This window comes from Kocuria rhizosphaericola (assembly GCF_044462205.1).
Lineage (GTDB): Bacteria > Actinomycetota > Actinomycetes > Actinomycetales > Micrococcaceae > Kocuria > Kocuria rhizosphaericola.
The window spans coordinates 14680-38213 of the sequence record NZ_JBISWK010000118.1 but is presented as its reverse complement, the minus strand read 5'-3'; the positions used below and the strand labels follow the sequence as shown (position 1 = coordinate 38213).

Sequence of the window (23534 nt, the reverse complement as noted above, 5' to 3'; positions counted from 1 at the left end):
GCTCCGTGCTGCTCGCTCCGGTCACCGCGATCCAGGACCGGCCGGGCGGGAGGGTTCCCTGCCCGCGGCTGCAAAATCCCTGGCGACGGCAGAAGCCGCATCCGGCCTCAGGACATCGCCCGGACCCGGGCGAGGGCGTCGACGGCCCGGATGAAGCCGAGGTGGCTGAACGCCTGGGGGAAGTTCCCCGCCAGCCGCTCGCTTCGGGGGTCGTACTCCTCGCTGAACAGGCCGAGGTCGTTGGCGTAGCCGGTGAGCTGGTCCAGCAGGGCGCCGGCGTCCTCGACCCGGCCGCTGCAGGCGTACTGCTCCACGAGCCAGAAGGTGCAGATCAGGAAGGGGTACTCGTCCCCGGCCAGGCCGTCCAGGGCCGAGGCCGTCCGGTAGCGGTGCAGCAGTCCGTGCTCGTCCTGCAGGTCGGTCTCGATGCGGGCCACGGTGCCGAGCATCCGCGGTTCGTCGTGGACCACGAACCCGGTGTGCGGCAGCTGGAGCAGGGAGGCGTCGGCCTCGGTGCTCCCGTAGGTCTGGGTGAACGAGCCGAGCTCCTCGTAGAAGCCGCGCTCCATGATCTCGGCACGCAGCCGGTCCCGCAGCTCCCGCCACCGCTCCACGGGCCCGTCGAACGCGTGCCCCTCGACCGCGCGGTTCCCCTGGCCGAAGGCCGCCCACATCATGGCCCGCCCGTGCACGAACATCGCCGGTTCGCCGCGCATCTCCCAGATCCCGTGGCCGCTGCGGTCGTAGTTGTCCTCGCAGAAGCGCAGCAGGTTCTTCTGCAGGCCCCAGGAGTACTCGTTCTCCTCGATCCCGGCGCCGCGCAGCGCGGCGAGGGCCGGCATCACCTCCCCCACGACGTCGGCCTGGTACTGGCCCACGGCACCGTTGCCGATCCGCACGGGCACGGAGCCCTCGTAGCCGGCCAGGTGGACCAGACGGCGCTCGGGAAGCTCGCGTTCACCGGCGATCCCGTACATGATCTGCAGGTCGTCGGGCTGCCCGGCCACGGCCCGCAGCAGCCAGTCGCGCCACAGCAGGGCGCCGTCGGTGAAGTCGTGGGCCACGAGCACCTCGATGGTCGGGGCGGCGTCCCGCAACCAGGTGTAGCGGTAGTCCCAGTTGCGCACCCCGCCGAACTCCTCGGGCAGCGACGTGGTGGGCGCGGCCACGATGCCCCCGGTCTCGCGGTTGGTCAGCGCCCGCAGCACCAGCAGCGAGCGCAGCACGGCCTGGCCGTGCTCGTCCTCCGTGTCCACGCGCGCGGACCACTGCCTCCAGTACCGCAGGGTGCGGTCGAGGGCCTCCTGCGGGTCCTCCGGGGCGGGCGGGTACCGGTGGGACGGGTGCCAGGTCAGCATCCAGTCCAGCGATTAGCCCGCGGACAGCGGGAACACCCCGGTGAGCCGGTCGGCGACCGCCCCCTGGTAGTCGTCGGGGCGCCCCTTCGGAGTCCCCTGGTGACGGTCCTCCATCCCGGTCTGCGGCTTCTCCTGCTGCTCCTCGTGGGGGCGCAGCAGCGGGCCGGCCAGCAGCAGCCCGTCGGGCCCGGCCACCGACAGCAGCCCGTGGCGGTCGACCCCGTCCAGTTCCACGCGCCGGGTCCAGGGCCTGGCCCGGTTGTCGTCGAAGCGGATCCGCAGGTCGTGCTCGACCTCCACCTGCCCCTGGGTGCACTCGACCCGCCGGACGAGATCGGCCTGGTCGCTGCCCGGGGGCGGGAAGTCGGTCACCACGAGGGTGCCGGCGGGGGTGCGCCAGGTCGTCTCGAGCACGAACGTGCGCGGCAGGTAGCGGCGCCGCGTGACCTCGCCGTCCACGGTGAAGATCCTCCACCGGCCGTCCTCCGGGGTGCCGGGCAGGGCCGCGAACACCGACGGGGAGTCGAAGCGCGGGAGGCACAGCCAGTCGACGCTGCCGTCCCTCGACACCAGCGGGCCGGTGTGCAGGTCCGAGAGCAGGGCGTAGTCCTCCAGCGGGGTGGACGCGTGCTCGGCAAGCGGATCTCGCATGGCTCCATTCAAGCAGTCCTGCCCCGCGACACCCAGGGCCGGACGGCGTAGCGTGCAGGCATGGGAGACCCCGGACCGGAGGACATCGGTGCGGTCCTCCTCGGGGGTGGTGCCCACGGCCGCTGCCCGGAGGCGTGCTCAGCACCCGGGTGCGCGCAGGCTCCCGGAGGGCCGTCCTCCGCGGCGGCTCGGGGTCGGCTGACGTCCGCGGGAACGACGCACGACCGACGAAGGAGCACACCATGCAGATGGGACTCGTAGGACTGGGCAAGATGGGCGGCAACATGCGCGAGCGGCTGCGCGAGGCCGGACACACGGTGATCGGGTTCGACACCGCTCCCGGGATCTCCGACGCCGCGAGCCTCACCGCCATGGTGAAGCAGATCGGCAGCACGCCGCGGGTCGTGTGGATCATGGTGCCGGACACGGTGGTGGACACCGTGATCGACGAGCTGGCCGGTGTGCTGGGCGAGGGCGACGTGATCATCGACGGCGGCAACTCCCGGTGGGTCCACGACGCCCCACGAGCCCAGAAGCTGGCGGGCCGGGGCATCGAGTACCTGGACTGCGGGGTCTCCGGCGGCGTGTGGGGCATCACCCAGGGCTACGCCCTCATGGTCGGCGGGGACGTGGGCACCGTGGCCAAGGCGCAGCCGATCTTCGACTCGCTCAAACCCGCGGGCGAGTTCGGCTTCGTCCACGCCGGGGAGCACGGTGCGGGGCACTTCGCGAAGATGGTCCACAACGGCATCGAGTACGCGATCATGCAGGCCTACGCCGAGGGCTGGGAACTGCTCGAGGCCGCCGGTCACGTCCGCTCGGTGCGGGAGACGTTCAACTCCTGGCGCGAGGGATCGGTGATCAAGTCCTGGCTGCTCGACCTGGCCGTGAACGCGCTGAACGAGGACGAGCACCTGGACCGGCTCCGGGGCTACGCCGAGGACTCCCGCGAAGGCCGGTGGACGGTCGAGGCCGCCCTGGACCTGGCGGTCCCCGTGCCCAACATCTCCAACGCCCTCTTCGCCCGTTTCACCTCCCGGCAGGACGAGTCCCCGGCGATGAAGATGATCGCGGCGATGCGCAACCAGTTCGGCGGCCACACCGTCCGGGACGTGGCTGCGGGCCCCGAGCACATCGAGTCCGCTCCCGGTGAGGAGCCGGCCCACCCCGGGGAGCAGTGAGCCCGGTCGTCCCGGACGAGGCCGGGCCGGAGACGAGGGGCCCGTCCGCAGGGCGGACCCCTCGCGTCATGTCGCGGGACTCGGCCCCGGGAGCCGATCGGCCCGGCGGTTCTCACCCGCCGGGGTCGGCCGTTCACGGGCCGGAGCGGCCCTCCTGCTCGAGCAGCCGCAGCCGCTCGCGGTACTCCTCCTCCGTGAGTTCGCCGGCCGCGTGGCGCTCCAGCAGGCCGTCGCGGGCCCGGCGCAGGCCGAGCCGGGTGCGCGACCTGCGGCCCCAGCGGGTGTCCTGCCCGTAGCGGCCCACGATCCACCGGACGCCCCGCGACGCGGTCCACACCGCGGCGGCGAGCAGCAGCGTCCAGGACATCACCTCCCAGCCCTGGAAGGGCGTCAGTCCCATCACGACCACGGTCCCACCGGTCCCTCCGACGTCGTCCGACGCTCCTGCCCCGGCGTCCTGGCGCGGGAGCACCCGGTGCCGGAACCGTAGCAGTCGCCTCCGACGCCACGCCGTGCCCGTTCCGGCCGGGACGGGTCCAGGGGTCAGCGGGCGAGCGCGCTGACCCCCTCGACGATCGCCCGGTGCACGCGGGGGTCGCTCAGGGGCAGGAAGTGTCCGCGCGTGCCCAGCTGGACGTTGCGCGCCCCCTCGAGCCGGCTGCCGCCCGGGATGTGGGGGTCGAACAGCCCGTAGACGGAGACGATGTGCCGGTTGACCTCCCGGCTGGTGGTCAGGGCCGTGAGCTCCGGGGAGTGCGGCAGGAACACCCGGATGGTCGGGAGGGGCAGCAGACGGGCGAGCTTCGAGCCGGAGAAAGGGGTGTTGACGGCCACGAGGCCCTGGATCACGGAGCGCTCGTTGTGGTGGGCCAGCAGGTGCTTGCCGATCAGCCCGCCCTTGCTGTGCGCCACGATCACGCAGCGCTCGATCCCCTCGCGCCGGATGTGCTCGTCGACCAGCGCCGCCATCTCCTCGATGGTCCCGGTGTTGAACCTCAGGTCCTCGACCACGTGGACGTCGTGGCCGTGCTCCCGCAGGACTCCGGCCACCGGGAGCATGAAGGTCCACGACTCGTAGATGCCGGGGATCAGCACGACCGGAGACCTCCCGGGCGCCACCGGACCCCGGTAGTGGGCGGCGTCCCAGCGGCCGAGGAGGCCGGCTGCCTGCCACCGGACCGCGTAGACGTAGTCCCGGGCCCATGCCGCGAGATCGGCGCCCGCGCCGCCCGCCCGGCGCGGGGTCACGACGGGCTCCCGGGCCGGGGACCGGGCCGGCAGGCGGCGAGGAAGGGGGCGCACGCCGCGGCGAGCTCCCGGGGGTCGGTGTGCTGGACGTTGTGCGGGGCGCCGGGGATCTCGAGGAGGCCGGCGTCGGGGGCGGCCCGGGCCAGCCGGCGGGCCCAGTCCCGGCCGGCGATGGGGTCGCGGGACCCGCGCACGACCAGGCCGGGGGACGCACAGTCCCGGATGTCCTCCTCGATCCGGTCGCGGAGCATGTGCCGGGTGGTGCGCAGGTAGCGCAGCGGGCCCATCCGGAGGTAGTCGCGGACGATCAGCGCGTTGGCCCGAGGCGGTTCGCGCAGGGTGTCCCGCAGCAGCCGCCACGCCTGGCGGAGCAGGGTGCGTGCGGAGGCGTCCACGGTCGGTCCCACCAGCACGTAGCCCGAGCACAGCCCGGGATGGTCCTTGACGGTGTCCACCACGATCTGGCAGCCCATGGAGTGTCCGACGACGACGGGTGCCTCCAGCCCCAGCCCGACGATCGCTCCCGCGACCACGCGGCCGAGCTCGGGGACCGACAGTGCCCGGTCCGGGCGCGGCGCGGCCCCGTAGCCCGGCAGGTCGAGGGCGTAGACGTCGTGCGTGGCCGCCAGCGCGTCCGCCAGGCGCAGGAAGTACTTCCCCGACATCCCGATGCCGTGCACGAGGACCACCGGGGGCAGGCCCCGGTGGAAGGTCCCCCGCACGACCACCGTGCGGGTTCCGACGTCGAGCCGCCGCCGCTCCAGGGCGGGGCGCCGCCGGGTCCTCACCGGTGGGTCGCCTCGAGCGCCACGCGCACGACGTCGTGCGGGTCCTGCCGTGCGGCGAAGGCCGCGCGCTGCTGCCGCGCCCCGGAGCCGTCCCGCAGGACGCCGGCCACCGCCGCCTCCACCTGCTCGGCCTCGCCCCACTCCGCGAGCACTGGGCGTACGAGGTCGACCAGCTCGGCCACGACCTCCGCGGCGGGCGCGGGCGCGCCGGAGACCGGGCTGACCAGCGCTCCCCCGACCCCGGCGACGCCGGCCTGCCAGGACCACGCCCGCAGCTGTCCCACGCCGGTGGGCGGAGCCGCGGCGCCGGCCCGCCACTGCGCGGCCGCCGTCTCGACCAGGGCGCGGGACAGGGCCGCCAGCGCCGCGGCGTGCTCGGCCTCGAGGCACACGTCCGCGATCCGGATCTCCACGGTGGGGTACCGGGCGGAGAGCCTGGCGTCGAAGTACAGCATGCCGCGGTCCAGGGCCACCCCGGACCGCAGGAGGGCCTCGCACCGGCGGTCGTACTCCTCGGGCGTGCCCAGGAGCTCGTCGGGCCCGGCCGTGGGCCACCGGGTCCACGTCTGGTACCGGTAGCTGTCGTAGCCGGTGTCCTGGCCGTACCAGAAGGGCGAGTTCGCGCTGAGCGCCAGGAGCACCGGGAGCCAGACGCGGATCCGGTCCAGCACGGCCACGCCCTCGGCCGGGTCGGAGACGCCCACGTGGACGTGCATCCCGCACGTCTGCTGCTCGACGGCGACCAGGCCGAAGCGATCGCGGAGCCATTCGTAGCGGGGATGGGGCACGAGGTGCGGCCGGGCCGGGAACACCGGCGCGGCCAGGGCCACGGCCCGGGCGCCCGTGCGGCGCGCGGCGGCGTCCAGCAGTGCCCGGCCCTGGCGGATGGCCGTGAGCTGGTCCGCGAGGCCGGTCACCGGTGGGCACGCGACCTCGATCTGCTCCTGCTGCAGCTCGGTGGTGATCCAGTGCCCGGAGCGCGCCGGGTGCCCGTCGCGGTCACGGACCACGCTGCGGCTCACCGCCGCGGGCTCGAGCGTCTCGGCGTCCACGAGGAGGAGCTCCTCCTCCACGCCGAACGTGCGGGTGGGTCCGGTGGAGCCTGCGGGGGACGGGTGCGGGGAAACGGTGATCACCACCATCCGGGACGGGCTGGAGCGGTGCGGACGGGCACGGCGGGCGGGCCGGCCGTCGTCGCCGGGGAAGTTCCGGCGCACTTCGGAGCGTAGCACCGGGGCCTGCCGGGCCGCCCGGCGGTCGCCGGGCGCCGCGACCGGCTCTTGACGGGGAGCCCGCGGCGGGGTTCGCTGGAGGTTCCAGGAGGGGAGTATCCCCCCGCGCAGCGTCGTCACGACGGTCCCCCGCAGGATCCGGCGCGCGGGCCCGGAACGGGCCGGGAGAGACCTCCGGTCCGGAACCGGAGGGTGGCTGGTCGCGATGGACGTCCCGCTCTGGGGGTGGGCAGCGGTGATCGGCGGCATCGCGGTGCTGCTGGCCGTGGACCTGCTCGCCCACCGGCGTCCGCACGCGATCGGGCTGCGCGAGGCCGCGGTGTGGACCGCGGCGTGGGTGGCCTGCGGGGTGGGCTTCGGGGTGGTCGTCTGGATCGTCTTCGGGGCGCGGGCGGGTCAGCAGTACTACGCCGGGTACCTGATCGAGAAGTCGCTCTCCGTGGACAACGTGTTCGTCTGGGCGGTCATCCTCACGTACTTCGCCGTTCCTCGCGCCTATCAGCACCGGGTGCTGTTCCTGGGCGTCTTCGGCGCACTGGTGCTGCGCGGCGGCTTCATCGCCGCGGGCGCGGCGCTGATCCACGCCTTCGAGGGCGTGCTCTACCTCTTCGCCGCGTTCCTGCTCTACACCGGGTGGCGGATGCTCCGGCAGCGGGACGCGCGCCTGAACCCGGACCAGTCGAAGGTGCTGCGGGTCTTCCGCCGGCTGGTGCCGATGACCGAGGTCTTCTACGGGCAGCGGCTGGTGGTGCGCGTCGGCGGGGCGCTGCGGGCCACGCCGCTGCTGGCGGTCCTGGTGCTGATCGAGGCGACCGACGTGGTCTTCGCCGTCGACTCGATCCCGGCCATCTTCGCGGTCACCGACGAGGTCTTCATCGTGTTCACCGCCAACTCCTTCGCCGTGCTGGGGCTGCGGGCCATGTACTTCCTGCTGGCGGACCTGATGCACCGGTTCGTCCACCTCCGTGCCGGGCTGGCCCTGGTCCTGGTGTGGGTGGGCGTCAAGATGGCGCTCAAGGTCGACGTGGTCGACGTCCCCACGGGACTGTCCCTCGCGGTGATCACGGCCGTCCTGACCGTGTCGGTCGTGACGAGCCTCCGCGCCACCCGTGGCCAGGGACGGCGGGCGCCGGAGAGCGCGGGGGCTCCGCCGTTCCGGACCGCGACCGCCGCGGAGCTCACGGCGCTCCAGCACCTCCGGGCGTCCCGGGCGGCCCCGTCGGACCACGGAGAGGACGGTGGAGAGGACGGCGGAGAGAGCGGCGGGGGCGGCCGCTGACAGGGGGCGGCGCGGCCCTGGGCTCCCGATCTCCCCTCCGCCACGCTTGCGACCCGACCGACAGTCGGCTTATGGTTTGTCAGCACCCGGAAGAACAGTGTGCTTACTGTCCATCGGTGGGTGCGGTGGACCGCGAGCACCGTGAAGGAGTGAACTCCGTGCAGCGCAAGATCGCCGTCCTCGTCGAGGTGGACCTCGACGGCCGGTACGTCCGGGTCAGCGTGACCGGCGCCCTGACCCGGACGAACCAGCAGGCGCTCCACCCCGTCCTCCGGCGGGCCCGCACGACGCTCCCCGCGGCGCGGGTGAGCGTGGACCTCACGTGCGCGCGCGAGCTCGAGCCCGCCACGGTGGACCTGCTCCGCGGGGCCGTCGAGCACGACGAGGACCTGCGCGGAGCGGTGGAGATCCTCGTGCCCGAGGTGGAGCCCGCCGAACCGGCCGCGGCCGCCGTGGACGCCCGGCGCCGGATGCGGGCCAAGGTGCTGCACCGCCGCTCCGCAGGACTGGCCGGGCCGGCGCTGGGCACGGCCTCCTGAGCCTCCCGGCGCAACGTTGCCGCGACGACCCGCCCGGGTGCGAAGATTGTCGGCAGTGCACACGACATCCTTGAGCGCGGCCCACCGTGGGACCGGGGATGAGGAACAGGACGGCGGGACCCATGAACGACCACCCCACGAGAGACCGGCTCGCGGAGACCGCCGGCGGGCTCGACCCCCGCCGATCGGCCGGGCGCCTGGTCGCCGTGGACGCCGCGCGGGGACTGGCTCTCGTCGGGCTGACGGCCGTCCACTTCCTGCCGCAGTCCTACCCCGACAACGCCCGGCCGACGCTGTCCTGGATACTGTTCGCGGGGGACTCCGCGGCGCTGTTCGCCCTGCTCGCCGGGGTCAGCCTCGCCTTCTCCACCGGCGGTCGCAGGCCCCGCAGGGGCCGGGACCTCACCGCCGCCCGCGCCGGGATGGCGGTGCGCGCGCTGCTGATCATGGCAGTCGGCCTGACCGTGGGCTACCTCATGCCGGAGGACCCGCCGGCCGTCAACATCCTGGTCCACTACGGGCTCTTCTTCCTGCTCGCGCTGCCCTTCCTCGGTCTGCGGGCGCGGACCCTGCTCCTGTGCTCCGGCGGCTTCCTGCTCCTCGGGCCGTTCCTGATCCACTGGCTGGGCGATCTGGTGCCCGAGCACAGCGCCGCCAACCCGACCTTCGCGCACGTGGTCACCGAACCGGTCGCGCTGTTCTGGCAGCTGACGCTGACCGGCACGTACCCGGCCGTGACCTACATGGCGTACCTGCTCGCCGGCCTGGCCCTCGGCCGGCTCAACCTCAAGAGCCTGCGCCTGCAGGCCCGCCTCCTGGCGGCGGGGCTCGGCCTCGCGGCCCTCGCCAAGCTCGTCTCCTGGGTGCTCCTCTACGGCATGGACGGCTACAACGTCCTGCTCTACAGCATCGTCTCCCTGACCCGGGCGGACCTGGACCACCTCATCGTGTTCGGCGGCGACGGGCCTCTGCCGACCTCCTCCTTGTGGTGGCAGGTGCTCTCCGCCCCGCACGCGAACACGCCCTTGTCGGTGGCGTGGAGCCTGGGCGTGAGCACGGCCGTGCTCGGAGCCCTCCTGCTCGTCGGGCGCGAGTTCGGCAAGTGGCTGCTGCCGCTCACGGCCATGGGAGCGATGACCCTGTCCCTGTACACGGGCCAGCTGGTCCTGCTCTCCACCGAGGTCCACTACAGCAGCCCCCTCCTCTGGTTCGTCGCCTGCCTCGTCGTCTCCGCCCTCGTGGCGCTCGCCTGGCGGCACGCGTTCGGGAGGGGCCCGCTGGAACGGGTCGTGTCCGCGGCCGCGCACGCGACCACCCGCGCCGTCGCCGACCGCGGGACCCCCCGCAGCCCGGACACCCCGAGGAAGCCCCTCGGATAGCGCGTGCCACGGTCGTCCGCGGTCGCGCTGACCGACGAAACACGTCCTCGGCCGGTCGCAGGCCGCCGGGGATCCGTTAGCGTGACAACAGCGCCGACCGGCGCCGGCAGGCGGAGTGCCCGGCTGCCGTGGACCTCAGGAGGAACTATGCCGAAACCCGTCGTCAGCAAGGCCAGCACCGTCTGGACCGGCGATCTCTTCAACGGCTCGGGCACCACCAGCCTGGGCGGCTCGGGCCTGGGCCCCTTCGACGTGGACTGGGACACGCGCGCGGAGAGCGGCGCGGGGCCCCGGACGAGTCCCGAGGAGCTCCTGGCCTCCGCGCACGCCACCTGCTTCGCCATGGCGTTCTCCAACATGCTCGCCCAGAACGACACCCCGCCCACCCGCCTGGACTCCTCCGCCGAGGTCACCTTCGTGGCGGGCGAGGGCATCAAGGGGGTCAAGCTCATCGTGGAGGCGCAGGTGGAGAACCTCTCCCAGGAGGACTTCGCGCGCATCGCCGAGGAGGCCAAGGCCGGCTGCCCGGTCTCGCAGGCCCTGTCCGTCGACATCACCCTGGACGCCTCGCTGGCCTGAGCCGGTCTCCGGCCCCGCCGACCCGGGGAGACCAGGGCCGGCGGGGGCCTCCCCTCGCGGAGGACCCCATGACCCCGTACGGCGCCTTCGGGACCGCCTCGGGCCGCGGCGCCCTGGGCGCGCACCTGGTCACCCGTGCCGGGTCCGAGCTGCTGCCGGTGGTGGTCGACGTGCGCCGTCGCGCAGCGGCAGACCTCCGTGAGAGTGATGGACGGCCGGAAGCACGGGTCCCAGCCGGCCGGGAAGGCCCCGGTCCGTTGCAGGGCCTCCGGCGCGGCGGAGGAGACGTGGGCGTGGAAGGTCCTGCGCGTGCGCTCCAGCGCCTCGTGGATCCGCTCGTGGTCGACCGGGTCCGTCATGTCCGGCCGTGCCCGGCGAGCGCACGGTCGAGGTCCTCGGCGAGCAGGTCGGTGTTGACGGCCGTGCCGGTCTTGAGCCCGGCGGCCGCCGCGGCGAGGACCTGGGCGTGCAGGTCCGTGACGTTGCCGGCCACGTAGACGCCCGGCACGTCCGTGCCTCCCGTGGGCGCCGAGGGCACGTAGCTGCCGACCGCGTGGCCCTTCTCCTCCTCCTGCGCCGTGCTCAGAGCGAGGGAGTCGATGAGACGGGAGCTGACCGCGAAACGCGGCACGACCACCACGGCACGGCACGGCACCAGGTCCCCGGACACGAGCCTCAGCCCGGCGATCCGGTCGTCGACCACCTCCACGCCCGATGCTTCTCCCGACACGCACGCGATGCCGAGGGCCGACAGCTGCGCGCGTTCGTCGTCGTCGGGATCCGGGGCGGTGTGCTGCACGAGCGTGATGTCGTGGCTCCACTGGCGGAACAGCTGGGCCTGCTGCACCGCCGTGGGTCCCGTGCCCAGGACCGTCAGCGGCTCGTCCCGCCACTCCCAGCCGTGGCAGTAGGGACAGTGGATGACGTCGCGCCCCCACCGCTGCGCCAGGCCGGGGACGTCCGGCAGCTCGTCGGTGAGCCCGGTGGTGATCAGCACCCGGCGCGCCCGCACGGACCGGCCGTCCTCGAGCGTCAGGTCGAACCGTGCGTCGCAGCCGCCCTCCCCGGTGGCGCGCGCGGAGACCACGGTGCCGTCGACGACGTCGGCGCCGTAGCCGGTGATCTCGGCCCGTCCGTCGGCGAGCAGCGCGCCCGGGGCGTCGCCGTCCCGGCCGAGGTAGTTGTGCATGTGCTCGGCGGGGTCGTTGCGCGGGGCCCCGGCGTCCACCACGAGGACCGTCCGCCGGGCGCGGACCAGGCACAGGGCCCCCGCGAGGCCTGCCGGTCCCCCTCCGACGACGACCACGTCGTAGTTCTCGTTCATGCTGCGCTCCTTCGTCCCGGCGACGGTCTCGGCTTCGGTGCTGCGCCGCCCTGCCAACCTAGCAGTGCCGGGGCGTAAATGTAAGCCTGCTTAGTGCTGTGGCGGGGCCGCGCGCGCCCATCACCCGGCGTCAAGGAGTGCCGCGACGCCACGGCCGCCGCTAGGGTGACCGGAGCCGAAGGGCTGCACTCCGGCAGCCACCTGTCCTCGACCGAGGAGCCGTGCCATGCCATCTCGTCTCTCCCGCCGCGGCTTTCTCGGCGCCGGTGCCCTCGGCCTCGCGGTCGCCGGCCTCGGGGGTCTGGCGTCGTGCGGTCGCATCGACCATCCCACGACCCGTGCGGCCGTCGGCTACGGGCCGCTGATCGCCGATCCCGCGGGCGTCCTCGCGCTGCCGAGCGGCTTCTCCTACACGGTGCTGGCACGCTCCGGCGAGACCGCGACGTCCGACGGGACCCATCCGTCCGACCCCGACGGCATGGGCGTCTTCGGCGGCCCCGAGGGCGGCACCGTGCTGGTCTGCAACCACGAGAACAACGGCTCCGAGCCGCACGCGGTGCCCGCGGTGGACGGGCTCACCTACGATCCGGGCGCTTCCGGCGGCACGTCCACCCTGGTCGTGGACACCCAGGGACGCAGGGTGTCCCAGTACACGTCGCTGGCCGGGACGGTCAACAACTGCGCCGGCGGCGTCACGCCCTGGGGCACGTGGTTGAGCTGCGAGGAGACGAGCGCGCGAGCGGGCGAGGACGGCCTCACCAAGGACCACGGCTACGTGTTCGAGGTCGACCCGGAGAGCCGCGAGGCCAACCTCGGCAGGTCCCCGGTCCCCCTGAAGTTCCTGGGCCGCTACTCGCACGAGGCCGTGGCCGTCGACCCGGCCACCACCCGGATCTACCTGACGGAGGACGCCGGGGACCCCAGCGGGCTCTATTTCCGCTGGACTCCCCCACCCGGTTTCGTGCCGGGACGGAACGCCCTGCGCGAGCTCGCGGAGTCGCAGGACGGTGACACCGCCGGCCGGCTGCAGGCCATGCGGTGCCTCGTGGAGGGGACCGTCGTCCAGGACCTGGCGGAGGCGACCGGCGTGGGCACCCGCTACGACGTCGAGTGGATCGACGTCCCCGACCGCGATGGCCGGGACGAATCGGTGCGCAGGCAGTTCTCCGACGACGCGATCACCCGTGCGCACAAGCTCGAGGGACAGTGGTGGAACGACGACGGGGTCTATTTCGTCTCCAGCTACGCGGACGCCCAGGACGGGCCGGAGGAGGACGGTGGGGCCGGCGGGACCCGGGGCGGGGCCGAGCACGTGCACAACGGTCAGGTGTGGTTCCACGATCCGGCCGCCGGGACGGTGACCCTGACCGTGCTCTTCGGGGTCAGGGAGGACCCGGACCTCGAGATGCGCTTCGAGCGGCCCGACAACATCACGATCTCCCCGCAGGGCGGTCTCGTGCTCGCCGAGGACGGGGACGGGACCAGCCACCTGGTGGGGGTGACGGAGCGGGGACGCGCCTACGCCCTGGCCCGGAACGACTACAACGACTCGGAGTTCTGCGGCCCGGCGTTCTCCGAGGACGGGAACCACCTGTTCGTCAACATCCAGCAGCCCGGCTTCACCCTGGCCATCACAGGTCCGTGGGCCCGTCCGTCGAACGAGCTGGACGGCTGACCCGGGCCGGCTCGTGGGACGGACGCGTCCCGCCCCTGGAGGAGACCGGTCGACAAGCGCACCGGCACAGGGCCCGACGGGCTGTCACCTCGGCGGGACCGTCGCTGCGGACGCCGGGCCCCGGAGACGCAGAAGTCCCCCGGACCGTGCGGTCCGGGGGATTTCGCTCGTGGTGACCCCAGCGGGATTCGAACCCGCGTTACCGCCGTGAGAGGGCGGCGTACTAGGCCGCTATACGATGGGGCCCTGACGATCCGGTCCGCGGCTTCACCGCGACCGGCCTCGTACACTGTACCAGGTCCGGAACCCTGCTCCGGACGCCGGCCCGGCAGCCGGAGCCCGCACACGAGAACACCCCCGGACCGTGTGGTCCGGGGGTGTTCAGCGGTGGTGACCCCAGCGGGATTCGAACCCGCGTTACCGCCGTGAGAGGGCGGCGTACTAGGCCGCTATACGATGGGGCCGTACTGATCCGATGGAGCAGTGCTGGGATACCAGGACTCGAACCTAGAATGACGGTACCAGAAACCGTAGTGTTGCCAATTACACCATATCCCACTGTCGTCCCCGGTCCGGCGGTTTCCCGCGGCGACCGGCGCAACGCAAGAAAACTATACCGGCCTTCCGGCGGGGCGGCAAATCGGGCTCAGCCGCAGTAGCGGTCCTCGAGTTCACGGTCGATCCCCCGGCGGCGGGCGACCCCCGCGAGGACCCGGAGGACCGGTCCGAGCCAGCGGTAGATCCCCGGCAGGTTGATGTCCGTCCACTGGATGAGCAGGGCCGTGCGCAGCAGGCTCTTCGGCCGGCCGTCCCGGCGGGCGCGGCCGTCCCGGGCCAGCCCGTACAGGGCCACCAGGCCCTTCTCGAAGCCCTCGTGGGCAGGCCGCAGCTCCACGACGAACCGGGCCGGCGTCCCGGCGGGGTTCTTCCAGCGGAACACGTGCTCCTGGGGCACCTCGACCTCTCCCCCGGCGGCCAGGTCCCGCACCACGTGGCCCACCTGCACGCGCAGCGTGCCCTCCAGGACGCGCAGGCGCATCCCGAACCGGCGGTGGTAGTGGGCGAGCACCTCTCCGCCGGGCTCCACCTCGACGTGCAGCAGGGCGTGCTCGCCCCCCGTCTCGGCCCCGGTCCGCAACCACGTGACGGTGTCCCGCTGCACCGGGTTGCGGTGCTGCGGGCGTCCTGCGCGCAGCGCGTCGATCTGCTCGTCGGTCCGTTCCATGGTGATCGCCCCCCGTGCTCCAGGCTACGCCGGAGAGCCCCGGTGCGCGCAGATGACGACGACGGTCCGGGCCTCCTGCCGCGGCACGAGTCCCGGACCGNCGTCGCCGGCCGTGCGGGGGCTCAGCCCAGCTGGGCGGCGAGCGCGCGCAGGCGCGTCAGGGAGGAGTCCTTGCCGAGGATCTCGAGGGACTCGAACAGCGGCGGGGAGATCCGCCGCCCGGACACGGCGGTGCGGACCGGCCCGAAGGCCAGGCGCGGCTTGATGCCCAGCCCGTCCACGATGGCCTCGCGCAGCGCGGCCTCGAGGTCGGCGGCGCTCCACTGCTCGAGCGGCTCCAGGGCCGCGAGCGCGGCCCGGAGGACGTCGCCGGCCGAGTCCTTGAGCTGCTTGCGGGCGTCGTCGGCGACCTCGATCTCGTCGTCGCCGGCGAAGAGGAAGGACAGCAGCTCGGGGGCCTCGCCGAGCAGGTTCATCCGCTCCTGGACCAGCGGCGCCGCCCGGTCGAGGATCTCCTGCTGGCGCTCGTCCAGGTCCTCCCCCAGCACGCCGCCGGCTTGCAGGTACGGGACGAGCCGGTCCCGGAAGTCCTCGGGGGCGAGCCGGCGGACGTGGGTGCCGTTGATGGCGGTGGCCTTCTTGAGGTCGAACCGCGCGGGGTTCGCCAGGACGTCGTGGACGTCGAAGTGCTCCACGAGCTGCTCCACGGTGAAGACGTCCTCGTCCGCGGACAGGGACCAGCCCAGCAGGGCCAGGTAGTTGAGCAGGCCCTCGGGGACGAACCCGCTGTCCTTGAGGTGGAAGAGGCTGGACTCGGGGTCACGCTTGGACAGCTTCTTGTTGCCCTCCCCCATGACGTAGGGCAGGTGGCCGTACTCGGGCACGTACTTCGCGAAGCCGATCTCCACCAGCACGCGGAACAGCGCGATCTGGCGCGGCGTCGAGGAGAGCAGGTCCTCGCCGCGCAGCACGTGGGTGATCTCCATGAGGGCGTCGTCCACGGGGTTGGTGAGCGTGTACAGCGGCTGGCCGTTGGCGCGGACCACCACGTAGTCCGGGATGGAACCGGCGCGGAAGACGATCTCGCCGCGGATCATGTCGTGGACCACGATGTCCTCGTCCGGCATCCGGAGCCGCAGCACGGGCTCCCGGCCCTCGGCGCGGAACGCCGCGATCTGCTCCTCGGTGAGGTCGCGGTCGAAGTTGTCGTAGCCGAGCTTGGGGTCGCGGCCGGCCGCGCGGTGGCGGGCCTCGACCTCCTCCGGGGTGGAGTAGGCCTCGTAGACGGCCCCGTGCTCCCGCAGCCGGGCCGCCACGTCCCGGTAGACGTCCAGGCGCTGCGACTGCCGGTACGGTGCGTGCGGGCCCCCGGTCTCGACGCCCTCGTCCCAGTCGATCCCCAGCCACGCCAGCGCCTCGAGCAGCTGCTGGTAGCTCTCCTCCGAGTCCCGCTGGGTGTCGGTGTCCTCGACGCGGAAGACCATGGTGCCGCCGGTGTGCCGGGCGTGGGCCCAGTTGAACAGCGCGGTGCGGATCAGCCCCACGTGCGGGGTGCCCGTCGGGGACGGGCAGAAGCGCACGCGCACGGGCGTGGACGTGGTGGAGGCGGTGGCCGGGCTGGCGGACGTGTCGGTCATGGCTCTTTCGTGGATCGATCGGGGTGCGGGCGTGGTCGTGCGGGAGGGCGGGGCGAGCCGGGGCTCGCGGAGGTCAGCGGCGCAGGACGGTCGACAGGACGCCGATGCCCTCGACCTCCACCTCGATCCGGTCGCCCTCGTCGACGATGCCGACGCCTGCGGGCGTGCCCGTGAGGATGACGTCGCCGGGCAGGAGCGTGAAGGCCTGGGAGACGTAGGAGACGAGGAACGGGACGTCGAAGACCATGTCCCGGGTGTTGCCGTCCTGCTTGGTCTCGCCGTTGACGCGGCTGCGCACGGCGAGGGCGGAGGTGTCGAGGTCCGTCTCGATCCAGGGCCCGAGCGGGCAGGCGCCGTCGAAGCCCTTGGCGCGCGCCCACTGACCGTCGGTCTTCTGCACGTCGCGGCCGGTGAGGTCGTTGGCGGCGGTGTAGCCGAAGACCACCTCGGACACGCGCTCCGCCGGGACGTCCTTGCACATCCGCCCGATGACGACGGCGAGCTCGCCCTCGTAGGAGACCTGCTCGGTCCACGACGGCAGCGTCACGGGGTCGCCCGGACCGGCGACGGATGTGTTGGGCTTGAGGAACAGCATCGGGGAGGCGGGCAGCTCGTTGCCCAGCTCCGCGGCGTGGTCGGCGTAGTTGCGGCCCACGCACACGATCTTGGAGCGCGGGATCACGGGGGCCAGGAGCCGGACGTCGGCGATGTCGTGGCGCTGCTGGGTGGGGTTGATCCCGGTGTAGAAGGGGTCGCCCGCGAGGACGGTGACCGTCTCCTCGCCGGCGGCGCCCTGCACCGCGCCGAAGTGGATCTCGTGGTCGACCGTGAACCTGGCAATTCGCATGGGACCAGGCTATCCCACGGTCCGCGGGCCGCGGCGCGGCCCCCGGGGGCGTCCCGGGGGCCGCCGGGGCTCAGACCAGGCGGGTCAGCCAGCCGTGCGGGTCCTCCGCACGGCCCGTCTGGATCTCCAGGAGCTGCCTGCGGATGTCCATGGTGACCTCGCCGGGCCGGGAGCCCTCGTCGCCGATGGTCTCCTCCGGGGAGAGGAGCCGGCCGATGGGCGTGATGACGGCGGCGGTCCCGCACGCGAACGCCTCGGTGATGGTCCCGGCCTGCCAGCCCTCGCGCCACTCGTCGAGGGTGAAACGACGTTCTTCGACGCTCATCCCACGGTCCTTCGCGAGCTGGATGATCGAGCGGCGGGTGACGCCCTCGAGGATCGTGCCGGTGAGCTCGGGCGTCACCAGGCGGCCGTCCTCGTAGACGAAGAACACGTTCATGCCGCCCAGCTCCTCGACGGCGTCCCCGCGGTCGCGGTCCAGGAACATCACCTGCTGGCACCCGTGGGCGTCGCCCTCCATCTGGGCGATCAGGGAGGCGGCGTAGTTGCCGCCGCACTTGGCCGCCCCCGTGCCGCCGCGCCCGGCCCGGGCCCAGTCCCGGGAGAGCCAGATGTCCACGGGCTTCACGGGTCCGCCGAAGTAGTTGCCGGCCGGGGAGGCGATCACCGAGTACAGCACCTGCCGGGCCGGGCGCACGCCCAGGAACGCCTCCGTGGCGATCATGAACGGGCGCAGGTACAGGGACTCGCCGTCCCCGTCCGGCACCCACTGCTCGTCCACCGAGACCAGCTCCCGCAGCGAGTCCAGGAACATCTGCTCGGGCAGCTCCGGCAGCGCCAGCCGGCGGGCGGACCGGTTGAGCCGGGCGGCGTTGGCCTCGGCCCGGAACGTCCACACGGAGCCGTCCGCGTGGCGGTAGGCCTTGAGCCCCTCGAAGATCTCCTGGCCGTAGTGCAGCACGGCCGCGGCGGGGTCCAGCACCAGGGGGCCGTACGGCTCGATCCTGGGGTCGCTCCAGCGCCCCGTCCCCTGCTCGACGTCCCCGAACCAGTCGATCTTCACCATGTGGTCCGTGAAGTTCGTGCCGAACCCAGGATCGGCGAGGATGGCCGCCCGCACCTCCTCCGGGACCGGGTCCTGGCTGAGGTGGTGGGCGAAGGTGGTGGGCTGTGTGGTCACTGCGTCTCCCTGCGAGGTCGACCCCGTGGCGACCGGCACGCGGGGCTCAGCTGTTGCTTCCGTGCCCCAGCCTATCCCCGGAGCACGCCGGGAGCGGCTCAGGCCAGGGCGGCGAGCACGTCGTCGCCCACCTGGGCGGTGGTGCGGGTCTCGTTGCCGTGCTCGGCGAGGTCCCGCTGCACGGCGGCCTCGATCCGGGCGGCCGGCCCGGGGTGGCCGAGGTGGTCCAGCATCATGGCGGTCGCGAGGATCGCCGCCACGGGGTTCGCCAGCTGCTGCCCGGCGATGTCCGGGGCGGAGCCGTGGACGGGCTCGAACATCGACGGCGCGGTGCGGTCCGCGTTGATGTTGCCGGCCGGGGCCAGGCCGATGCCGCCCGTCACCGCGCCGGCGAGGTCGGTGAGGATGTCCCCGAAGAGGTTGTCGGTGACGATGACGTCGAAGCGTGCCGGGTCGGTCGTGAGGAAGATCGTGGCCGCGTCCACGTGCAGGTAGTCGACGGCGACGTCGGGGAACTCGGCGCCGATCTCCTCGACGAGGCGGGAGTAGAGGCGGCCGGCGTTGACGAGCACGTTGTGCTTGTGGACCAGCGTGAGCCTCTTGCGCTCCCGCGTGGCGGCGAGCTCGAAGGCGTAGCGCACGAGGCGGCGCACGCCGTGGGCGGTGTTGAGGGAGACCTCCGTGGCGATCTCGGCGTCGGTGCCGCCGCGCAGCACCCCGCCGTTGCCGGCGTAGGGACCCTCGGTGCCCTCGCGCACCACCACGAAGTCGATGTCCCCGGGGGCGGAGAGCGGGCTCGTGGTGCCGGGGAACAGCTTGGACGGGCGGAGGTTGACGAAGTGGTCGAGGCTGAAGCGCATCTTCAGCAGCACGTCGCGCTCGATGATCCCGGACGGGACCCGCCGGTCGTCCGGCGCGGCGCCGACGGCGCCGAACAGGATGGCGTCGTAGGCGCGCAGCTCGTCCAGCGTGCGGTCCGTGAGGGTCTCCCCCGTCTCGAGCCAGTGCCGGGCGCCGAGGCCGAACTCCCGCTTCTCCACGGTGACGCCGGCCGCGGCGGTCACGGCGTCGAGGACCTTCTCCGCCTCGGCGACGACCTCGGGGCCGATGCCGTCTCCCGGGACGAGGGCGATCTTCAGGTGGACGGGGGCTGCTGCGGATGTCGGCTGGCTCATGGCCCCAGGATAGGAGCACGACGACCCGTCCGACCACGGAGTGGACGGACGTCTCACATGATGGACGGAGCGGGCGGGCTCAGGCCTGCAGCGCCGCGGGCTCCTCGTAGCGCGGGAAGACCGGCGCGGGCCGGGGCAGCTCCGTGCCGGGGACCAGGGCCGTGCCCAGGGCGGTGAACAGCCGGGCCCCGCCCTCGTCCTGGCCGAGCACGTCGAGCAGCCGGGCGGCGGCGTCGGGCATCACCGGCTGCACCAGGACGCCGACCACGCGCACCACCTCGAGCGTCACCCAGAGCACGGTGGCCATCCGCTCGGCGTCGGTCTTGCGCAGCTTCCAGGGCTCCATGGCGGTGAAGTACCGGTTGGCCTCGGCGACCACCCGCCAGATCCGCTCGAGCGCCCGGTGGAACTGCTGCTCGTCGAACTCGGCGCGCACCGGCTCGTAGAGCCCGGCTGCGGCCGCGAGCATGGCGCGGTCCTCGGCCGTGAGCTCCCCCGGCACGGGGACCCGGCCCTCGCAGTTCTTGGCGACCATCGACAGCGAGCGCTGCGCGAGGTTGCCGAGGTCGTTGGCGAGGTCGGAGTTGATCCGGTTCTTGATCCCGTCGTGCGAGTAGCTGCCGTCCTGGCCGAACGGCACCTCGCGCAGCAGGAAGAAGCGCAGCGGGTCGAGCCCGTACTCGGCCACGAGGGCGTGCGGGTCGATGACGTTGCCCACGGATTTGGACATCTTCTCGCCCTGGTTGAACAGGAAGCCGTGGGCGAAGACGCGCCTGGGCAGGGGCAGCCCGGCGGACATCAGGAACGCCGGCCAGTACACGGCGTGGAAGCGGGCGATGTCCTTGCCGATCACGTGGGCGTCGGCCGGCCAGTACCGCCGGAAGGTCTCGGCGTCGGTCTCCGGGAAGCCCACCCCGGTGAGGTAGTTGGTGAGGGCGTCCACCCACACGTACATCACGTGGTCCGGGTTGCCGGGCACGGGCACGCCCCAGTCGAAGGTGGTGCGGGAGATCGAGAGGTCTTCCAGGCCCGAGCGCACGAACGAGGAGATCTCGTTGCGGCGGGTCTCGGGGAAGACGAAGCCCTCCTGCTCGTAGAGGGCCAGCAGCCGGTCCTGGTAGGCGGAGAGGCGGAAGAAGTAGGACTCCTCCTCGGTCCAGGTGACCTCCGTGCCGGTGCCTGTCGAGCACCGCACGCCGTCCTCGCGGAGCTCGGTCTCGTCCTCGCCGTAGAACGCCTCGTCGCGCACGGAGTACCAGCCGGCGTACTTGCCGAGGTAGATGTCCCCGGCCTCCTCCATCCGCCGCCAGATGGCCGCCGACGCCGCGTAGTGGTCGGCGTCCGTGGTGCGGATGAAGCGGTCGTAGGAGATGTTCAGCGCGTCGTCCATCTCGCGGAAGCGCGCCGAGTTGCGGTCCGCGAGCTCCCGGGCCGTGAGGCCCTCCTTCTCCGCGGTCTGCTGCATCTTCTGCCCGTGCTCGTCGGTGCCGGTCAGGAAGCGGACGTCGTAGCCGTCCAGCCGCTTGAACCGGGCCATGACGTCGGTCGCGATGACCTCGTAGGCGTGCCCGATGTGCGGGGTGCCGTTGGGGTACGCGATGGCCGTGGTGATGTAGTACGGGGTGCGGTGGGAGGAAGTCACGGCCTCCACTCTACCGACCTCCCGGACGGTGCGGATCCGGGCGTTCCGGTGCCACGATGGGTGGGGACAGCGAGCACCGAGAACCCCAGGAGGCCACCGTGCGCAGCGAGCTCTTCGCCCAGGACCACTTCGAGCACCAGAGCCGGGAGCGCTGGGCACGGCAGTCCGACCGGATGCTGCGCGTGGGCCTGGGCCCCGACGTCGTCGCCACCAAGGGCGCCATGGTCGCCTACCAGGGCCGGATGGCCTTCCGGCACGAGGGCTCCGGCTCCATCGGCAAGCTCATGAAGAAGGTCCTCACCAACGAGGACGCCCCCATGATGCGGGTCTCGGGCGAGGGCGAGGTGTTCTTCGCCCGGCAGGCGCGCCACGTGTTCACCGTCCTGCTCGAGGGCGAGGCCATCACCGTCGGCAGCGGGTCCCTGCTGGCCTTCGACGACACCCTGGCCTGGGACATCCGGCGGGTGGGCGGGGCCGGGCTGATGTCCGGCGGGCTGTTCAACCTGGAGCTCTCCGGCCAGGGCGTGCTCGCCCTGTGCTCGGACGGGCCGCCCATGATCCTCGACTGCTCCGTCCAGCCCACCTTCGTGGACCCGCAGGCGGCGGTCGCGTGGTCGGCGAACCTCGTGCCGGGGATCCAGAACGACCTGTCGATGGGCTCGCTGCTGCGCGGCGGCTCCGGCGAGGCGTTCCAGCTCGCCTTCTCCGGCCCGGGCTTCGTCGTCGTCCAGCCCTCCGAGGGCGTGCCGGCGGTGCGGCAGGGCTGAGCCCGGTCACCGCCGGGCGAGCGGCGACCGCGGGCGAGGACGACGACGGGCACCTGCGCCGGGGCCGGACCGGCGGACGCGGCGAGGGGCCGCGCCCGCACGGAGTGCTCGGCACATCACGTGCGGNGCGGACGCGGCCCCTCGGCCGGTGCCCCCGCCACCGCTCGCGGCGGCGGGGGGCGGTGCGGATCAGCGGGCCGCGGTGCCCTCGACGTAGTCGGCGTCCGGGGAGGTCCACGCGAAGAGCTTGCGCAGCTCCCGGCCGGTGACCTCGATCGGGTGGGACTCCTCCTTCTCGCGCAGCTTCTTGAACTCGGCGCCCCCGTTGTCCTGGTCCTCGATGAAGCGCTTGGCGAAGGTGCCGTCCTGGATGTCGGCCAGCACGGCCTTCATGTTCTCCTTGACCGCGGGGTTGATCACCCGGGGGCCGGAGACGTAGTCGCCGTACTCGGCGGTGTCCGAGATCGACCAGCGCTGCTTGGCGATGCCGCCCTCCACCATGAGGTCCACGATGAGCTTGAGCTCGTGCAGGACCTCGAAGTAGGCGATCTCCGGCTGGTAGCCGGCCTCGGTCAGGGTCTCGAAGCCGTACTGCACCAGGTGGGACATGCCGCCGCACAGGACCGCCTGCTCGCCGAAGAGGTCGGACTCGGTCTCCTCGGTGAACGTGGTCTTGATCACGCCCGCCCGGGTGCCGCCGATGCCCTTGGCGTAGGACAGGCCCAGCTCGAGGGCCTTGCCGGAGGCGTCCTTCTCCACGGCCACGAGGGCGGGCACGGCGCGGCCGGCCTCGAACTCGCGGCGCACGGTGTGGCCCGGGCCCTTCGGGGCGACCATGACCACGTCGACGCCCTCCGGGGCCTCGATGTAGCCGTAGCGGATGTTGAAGCCGTGGGCGAAGAAGATCGCGTCGCCCTGCTCCAGGTTCGGGGCGATGGACTCGGCGTAGACGTGGCGCTGGACCTGGTCGGGGGTCAGGATCATGATGACGTCGGCTTCCTCGACGGCGTCCGCGACGGTGAGCACGCGCAGGCCCTCGGCCTCGGCCTTGGCCCGGGAGCGCGAGCCCTCGGCGAGGCCGATGCGCACGTCCACGCCGGAGTCGCGCAGGTTCAGCGCGTGGGCGTGGCCCTGCGAGCCGTAGCCGATGACGGCCACGGAGCGGTCCTGGATGATCGAGAGGTCGGCGTCGTCGTCGTAGAAGATCTCTGCCATGGGAATGTCTCCTTGAAGCATGGGTGGGCGCGGCGGCTGCACCGCCGCGAGGTGGTTGGGGTGTCTGCGGGCCGGCGCCCGCTGCCACCGCCGCCCGGAGGCGTCAGTGGCGCAGGGCGCGGTCGCTCATCGACTTGGGACCACGTCCGAGGGCCAGCGTACCGGCCCGGACGATCTCCCGGACGCCGAACGGCTCCAGGATGTCCAGCAGCGCCCGGAGCTTCTCCGGGGCGCCGGTGGCCTCGATGACGAGCGACTCGGTGGAGACGTCGACAACGGTGGCCCGGAACAGGTCCGCGGCTTGGGTGACCTGCAGACGGGTCGCGGCGTCGGCGCGGACCTTGACCATGATGTGGTCGCGCTGCACCGACGAGTCGGGGGTCAGCTCGACGATCTTGATGACGTTGATGAGCTTGTTCAGCTGCTTGGTGACCTGTTCGAGCAGCTCGCCCTCGGCGTCCACCACCACGGTGATGCGGGAGACGCCGTCGAGCTCCGTGGGTCCCACGGCGAGCGAGTCGATGTTGAAGGCGCGGCGCGCGAACAGTCCGGCCACCCGGGTCAGCACGCCCGGCTTGTCCTCGACCAGCACGGAGAGGGTGTGTCGGCTCAT

General features: G+C 72.7%; 20 protein-coding genes, 3 tRNA genes and 1 pseudogene. 7 read left to right on the top strand and 17 right to left on the bottom strand.

The window, feature by feature from the left end; genetic code table 11:
* Nucleotides 1-107 precede the first annotated feature (107 nt).
* Nucleotides 108-2009 (bottom strand): annotated as a pseudogene (locus ACH9D2_RS11915) (glycoside hydrolase family 15 protein).
* Between the two features lie 242 nt (nt 2010-2251).
* Between ACH9D2_RS11915 and gnd the strand changes: the two are divergent.
* A complete protein-coding gene (gnd, locus tag ACH9D2_RS11910; protein ID WP_396363020.1) occupies nt 2252-3190 on the top strand; it encodes a phosphogluconate dehydrogenase (NAD(+)-dependent, decarboxylating) in 939 nt (312 codons plus the stop codon).
* Nucleotides 3191-3323: 133 nt separating this feature from the next.
* On the opposite strand, the gene ACH9D2_RS11905 is transcribed toward gnd, so the two are convergent.
* The 4 genes from ACH9D2_RS11905 to ACH9D2_RS11890 all read right to left on the bottom strand — a co-directional run bounded on the left by ACH9D2_RS11905 (nt 3324) and on the right by ACH9D2_RS11890 (nt 6458).
* Nucleotides 3324-3590, bottom strand: coding sequence for a hypothetical protein (locus tag ACH9D2_RS11905; RefSeq protein WP_396363019.1), 267 nt, complete (start codon nt 3588-3590; stop codon nt 3324-3326).
* A gap of 143 nt (nt 3591-3733) precedes the next feature.
* Nucleotides 3734-4438 (bottom strand): esterase/lipase family protein, encoded by a 705-nt coding sequence (locus tag ACH9D2_RS11900; protein ID WP_396363018.1) that lies wholly within the window; start codon nt 4436-4438, stop codon nt 3734-3736.
* On the bottom strand, nt 4435-5226 hold the full coding sequence (locus ACH9D2_RS11895; RefSeq protein WP_396363017.1) for an alpha/beta fold hydrolase: 792 nt from the start codon (nt 5224-5226) through the stop codon (nt 4435-4437). The genes ACH9D2_RS11900 and ACH9D2_RS11895 overlap by 4 nt, the downstream gene beginning before the upstream one ends.
* Entirely contained in the window at nt 5223-6458 is a 1236-nt protein-coding gene (locus ACH9D2_RS11890) for a glutamate--cysteine ligase (RefSeq protein ID WP_396363016.1), read from the bottom strand. Before ACH9D2_RS11890 ends, ACH9D2_RS11895 begins: the two co-directional genes overlap by 4 nt.
* Before the next feature lie 205 nt (nt 6459-6663).
* Between ACH9D2_RS11890 and ACH9D2_RS11885 the strand changes: the two genes are divergently transcribed.
* The 4 genes from ACH9D2_RS11885 (at nt 6664) to ACH9D2_RS11870 (ending at nt 10234) form a co-directional block, all read left to right on the top strand.
* Nucleotides 6664-7737: a TerC/Alx family metal homeostasis membrane protein gene (locus tag ACH9D2_RS11885; protein ID WP_396363015.1), complete on the top strand. Its 1074-nt coding sequence runs from the start codon at nt 6664-6666 to the stop codon at nt 7735-7737.
* A 158-nt stretch (nt 7738-7895) separates the two neighbouring features.
* A complete protein-coding gene (locus tag ACH9D2_RS11880; protein WP_396363014.1) occupies nt 7896-8276 on the top strand; it encodes a hypothetical protein in 381 nt (126 codons plus the stop codon).
* Between the two features lie 122 nt (nt 8277-8398).
* Nucleotides 8399-9655 carry a heparan-alpha-glucosaminide N-acetyltransferase domain-containing protein gene (locus ACH9D2_RS11875; RefSeq protein WP_396363012.1) on the top strand — a complete coding sequence of 419 codons (1257 nt, stop codon included), beginning with the start codon at nt 8399-8401 and terminating at the stop codon, nt 9653-9655.
* A gap of 147 nt (nt 9656-9802) precedes the next feature.
* Nucleotides 9803-10234 (top strand): OsmC family peroxiredoxin, encoded by a 432-nt coding sequence (locus ACH9D2_RS11870; protein WP_396363011.1) that lies wholly within the window; start codon nt 9803-9805, stop codon nt 10232-10234.
* A gap of 355 nt (nt 10235-10589) precedes the next feature.
* Here the strand turns inward: ACH9D2_RS11870 and ACH9D2_RS11865 are convergent, their stop codons facing one another.
* Nucleotides 10590-11558 carry an NAD(P)/FAD-dependent oxidoreductase gene (locus ACH9D2_RS11865; RefSeq protein WP_396363010.1) on the bottom strand — a complete coding sequence of 323 codons (969 nt, stop codon included), beginning with the start codon at nt 11556-11558 and terminating at the stop codon, nt 10590-10592.
* Between the two features lie 226 nt (nt 11559-11784).
* Between ACH9D2_RS11865 and ACH9D2_RS11860 the strand changes: the two genes are divergently transcribed.
* Entirely contained in the window at nt 11785-13233 is a 1449-nt protein-coding gene (locus tag ACH9D2_RS11860; protein ID WP_396363008.1) for an alkaline phosphatase PhoX, read from the top strand.
* A gap of 170 nt (nt 13234-13403) precedes the next feature.
* Here the strand turns inward: ACH9D2_RS11860 and ACH9D2_RS11855 are convergent.
* The 9 genes from ACH9D2_RS11855 to metG all read right to left on the bottom strand — a co-directional run bounded on the left by ACH9D2_RS11855 (nt 13404) and on the right by metG (nt 20939).
* Nucleotides 13404-13479, bottom strand: a tRNA-Glu gene (locus ACH9D2_RS11855).
* Nucleotides 13480-13621: 142 nt separating this feature from the next.
* Nucleotides 13622-13697 (bottom strand) — tRNA-Glu (locus tag ACH9D2_RS11850).
* Nucleotides 13698-13719: 22 nt separating this feature from the next.
* Nucleotides 13720-13791, bottom strand: a tRNA-Gln gene (locus ACH9D2_RS11845).
* Between the two features lie 88 nt (nt 13792-13879).
* The gene (locus ACH9D2_RS11840; RefSeq protein ID WP_396363007.1) at nt 13880-14458 is read right to left on the bottom strand and encodes a cupin domain-containing protein; all 579 of its coding nucleotides are present in this window, start codon (nt 14456-14458) and stop codon (nt 13880-13882) included.
* A gap of 122 nt (nt 14459-14580) precedes the next feature.
* A complete protein-coding gene (gltX, locus tag ACH9D2_RS11835; RefSeq protein WP_396363006.1) occupies nt 14581-16095 on the bottom strand; it encodes a glutamate--tRNA ligase in 1515 nt (504 codons plus the stop codon).
* A 73-nt stretch (nt 16096-16168) separates the two neighbouring features.
* Nucleotides 16169-16942, bottom strand: a complete 774-nt coding sequence (locus tag ACH9D2_RS11830; protein WP_396363005.1) for a fumarylacetoacetate hydrolase family protein — start codon at nt 16940-16942, stop codon at nt 16169-16171.
* Between the two features lie 70 nt (nt 16943-17012).
* Entirely contained in the window at nt 17013-18122 is a 1110-nt protein-coding gene (locus tag ACH9D2_RS11825; RefSeq protein WP_396363004.1) for a branched-chain amino acid aminotransferase, read from the bottom strand.
* Nucleotides 18123-18220: 98 nt separating this feature from the next.
* Nucleotides 18221-19297, bottom strand: coding sequence for a 3-isopropylmalate dehydrogenase (locus tag ACH9D2_RS11820; RefSeq protein WP_396363003.1), 1077 nt, complete (start codon nt 19295-19297; stop codon nt 18221-18223).
* Nucleotides 19298-19376: 79 nt separating this feature from the next.
* Nucleotides 19377-20939: a methionine--tRNA ligase gene (gene metG / locus ACH9D2_RS11815; protein ID WP_396363001.1), complete on the bottom strand. Its 1563-nt coding sequence runs from the start codon at nt 20937-20939 to the stop codon at nt 19377-19379.
* A gap of 98 nt (nt 20940-21037) precedes the next feature.
* On the opposite strand from metG, the gene ACH9D2_RS11810 reads away from it, so the two are divergent.
* Nucleotides 21038-21706 (top strand): AIM24 family protein, encoded by a 669-nt coding sequence (locus tag ACH9D2_RS11810; RefSeq protein WP_396363000.1) that lies wholly within the window; start codon nt 21038-21040, stop codon nt 21704-21706.
* Between the two features lie 189 nt (nt 21707-21895).
* On the opposite strand, the gene ilvC is transcribed toward ACH9D2_RS11810, so the two are convergent.
* Nucleotides 21896-22921, bottom strand: coding sequence for a ketol-acid reductoisomerase (ilvC, locus tag ACH9D2_RS11805; protein ID WP_396362999.1), 1026 nt, complete (start codon nt 22919-22921; stop codon nt 21896-21898).
* A gap of 103 nt (nt 22922-23024) precedes the next feature.
* Complete coding sequence (ilvN, locus tag ACH9D2_RS11800; RefSeq protein ID WP_017833218.1) at nt 23025-23534, bottom strand: acetolactate synthase small subunit; 510 nt, start codon at nt 23532-23534, stop codon at nt 23025-23027.

What these genes read in the sequence shown, in the direction of transcription:
- gnd (WP_396363020.1), top strand. Translation starts at nt 2,252, where the DNA reads ATGCAGATGGGACTCGTAGGACTGGGCAAGATGGGCGGCAACATGCGC.
- ACH9D2_RS11905 (WP_396363019.1), bottom strand. Translation starts at nt 3,590, where the DNA reads ATGGGACTGACGCCCTTCCAGGGCTGGGAGGTGATGTCCTGGACGCTG.
- ACH9D2_RS11885 (WP_396363015.1), top strand. Translation starts at nt 6,664, where the DNA reads ATGGACGTCCCGCTCTGGGGGTGGGCAGCGGTGATCGGCGGCATCGCG.
- ACH9D2_RS11875 (WP_396363012.1), top strand. Translation starts at nt 8,399, where the DNA reads ATGAACGACCACCCCACGAGAGACCGGCTCGCGGAGACCGCCGGCGGG.
- ACH9D2_RS11870 (WP_396363011.1), top strand. Translation starts at nt 9,803, where the DNA reads ATGCCGAAACCCGTCGTCAGCAAGGCCAGCACCGTCTGGACCGGCGAT.
- ACH9D2_RS11865 (WP_396363010.1), bottom strand. Translation starts at nt 11,558, where the DNA reads ATGAACGAGAACTACGACGTGGTCGTCGTCGGAGGGGGACCGGCAGGC.
- ACH9D2_RS11860 (WP_396363008.1), top strand. Translation starts at nt 11,785, where the DNA reads ATGCCATCTCGTCTCTCCCGCCGCGGCTTTCTCGGCGCCGGTGCCCTC.
- ACH9D2_RS11840 (WP_396363007.1), bottom strand. Translation starts at nt 14,458, where the DNA reads ATGGAACGGACCGACGAGCAGATCGACGCGCTGCGCGCAGGACGCCCG.
- gltX (WP_396363006.1), bottom strand. Translation starts at nt 16,095, where the DNA reads ATGACCGACACGTCCGCCAGCCCGGCCACCGCCTCCACCACGTCCACG.
- ACH9D2_RS11830 (WP_396363005.1), bottom strand. Translation starts at nt 16,942, where the DNA reads ATGCGAATTGCCAGGTTCACGGTCGACCACGAGATCCACTTCGGCGCG.
- ACH9D2_RS11820 (WP_396363003.1), bottom strand. Translation starts at nt 19,297, where the DNA reads ATGAGCCAGCCGACATCCGCAGCAGCCCCCGTCCACCTGAAGATCGCC.
- ilvC (WP_396362999.1), bottom strand. Translation starts at nt 22,921, where the DNA reads ATGGCAGAGATCTTCTACGACGACGACGCCGACCTCTCGATCATCCAG.
- ilvN (WP_017833218.1), bottom strand. Translation starts at nt 23,534, where the DNA reads ATGAGCCGACACACCCTCTCCGTGCTGGTCGAGGACAAGCCGGGCGTG.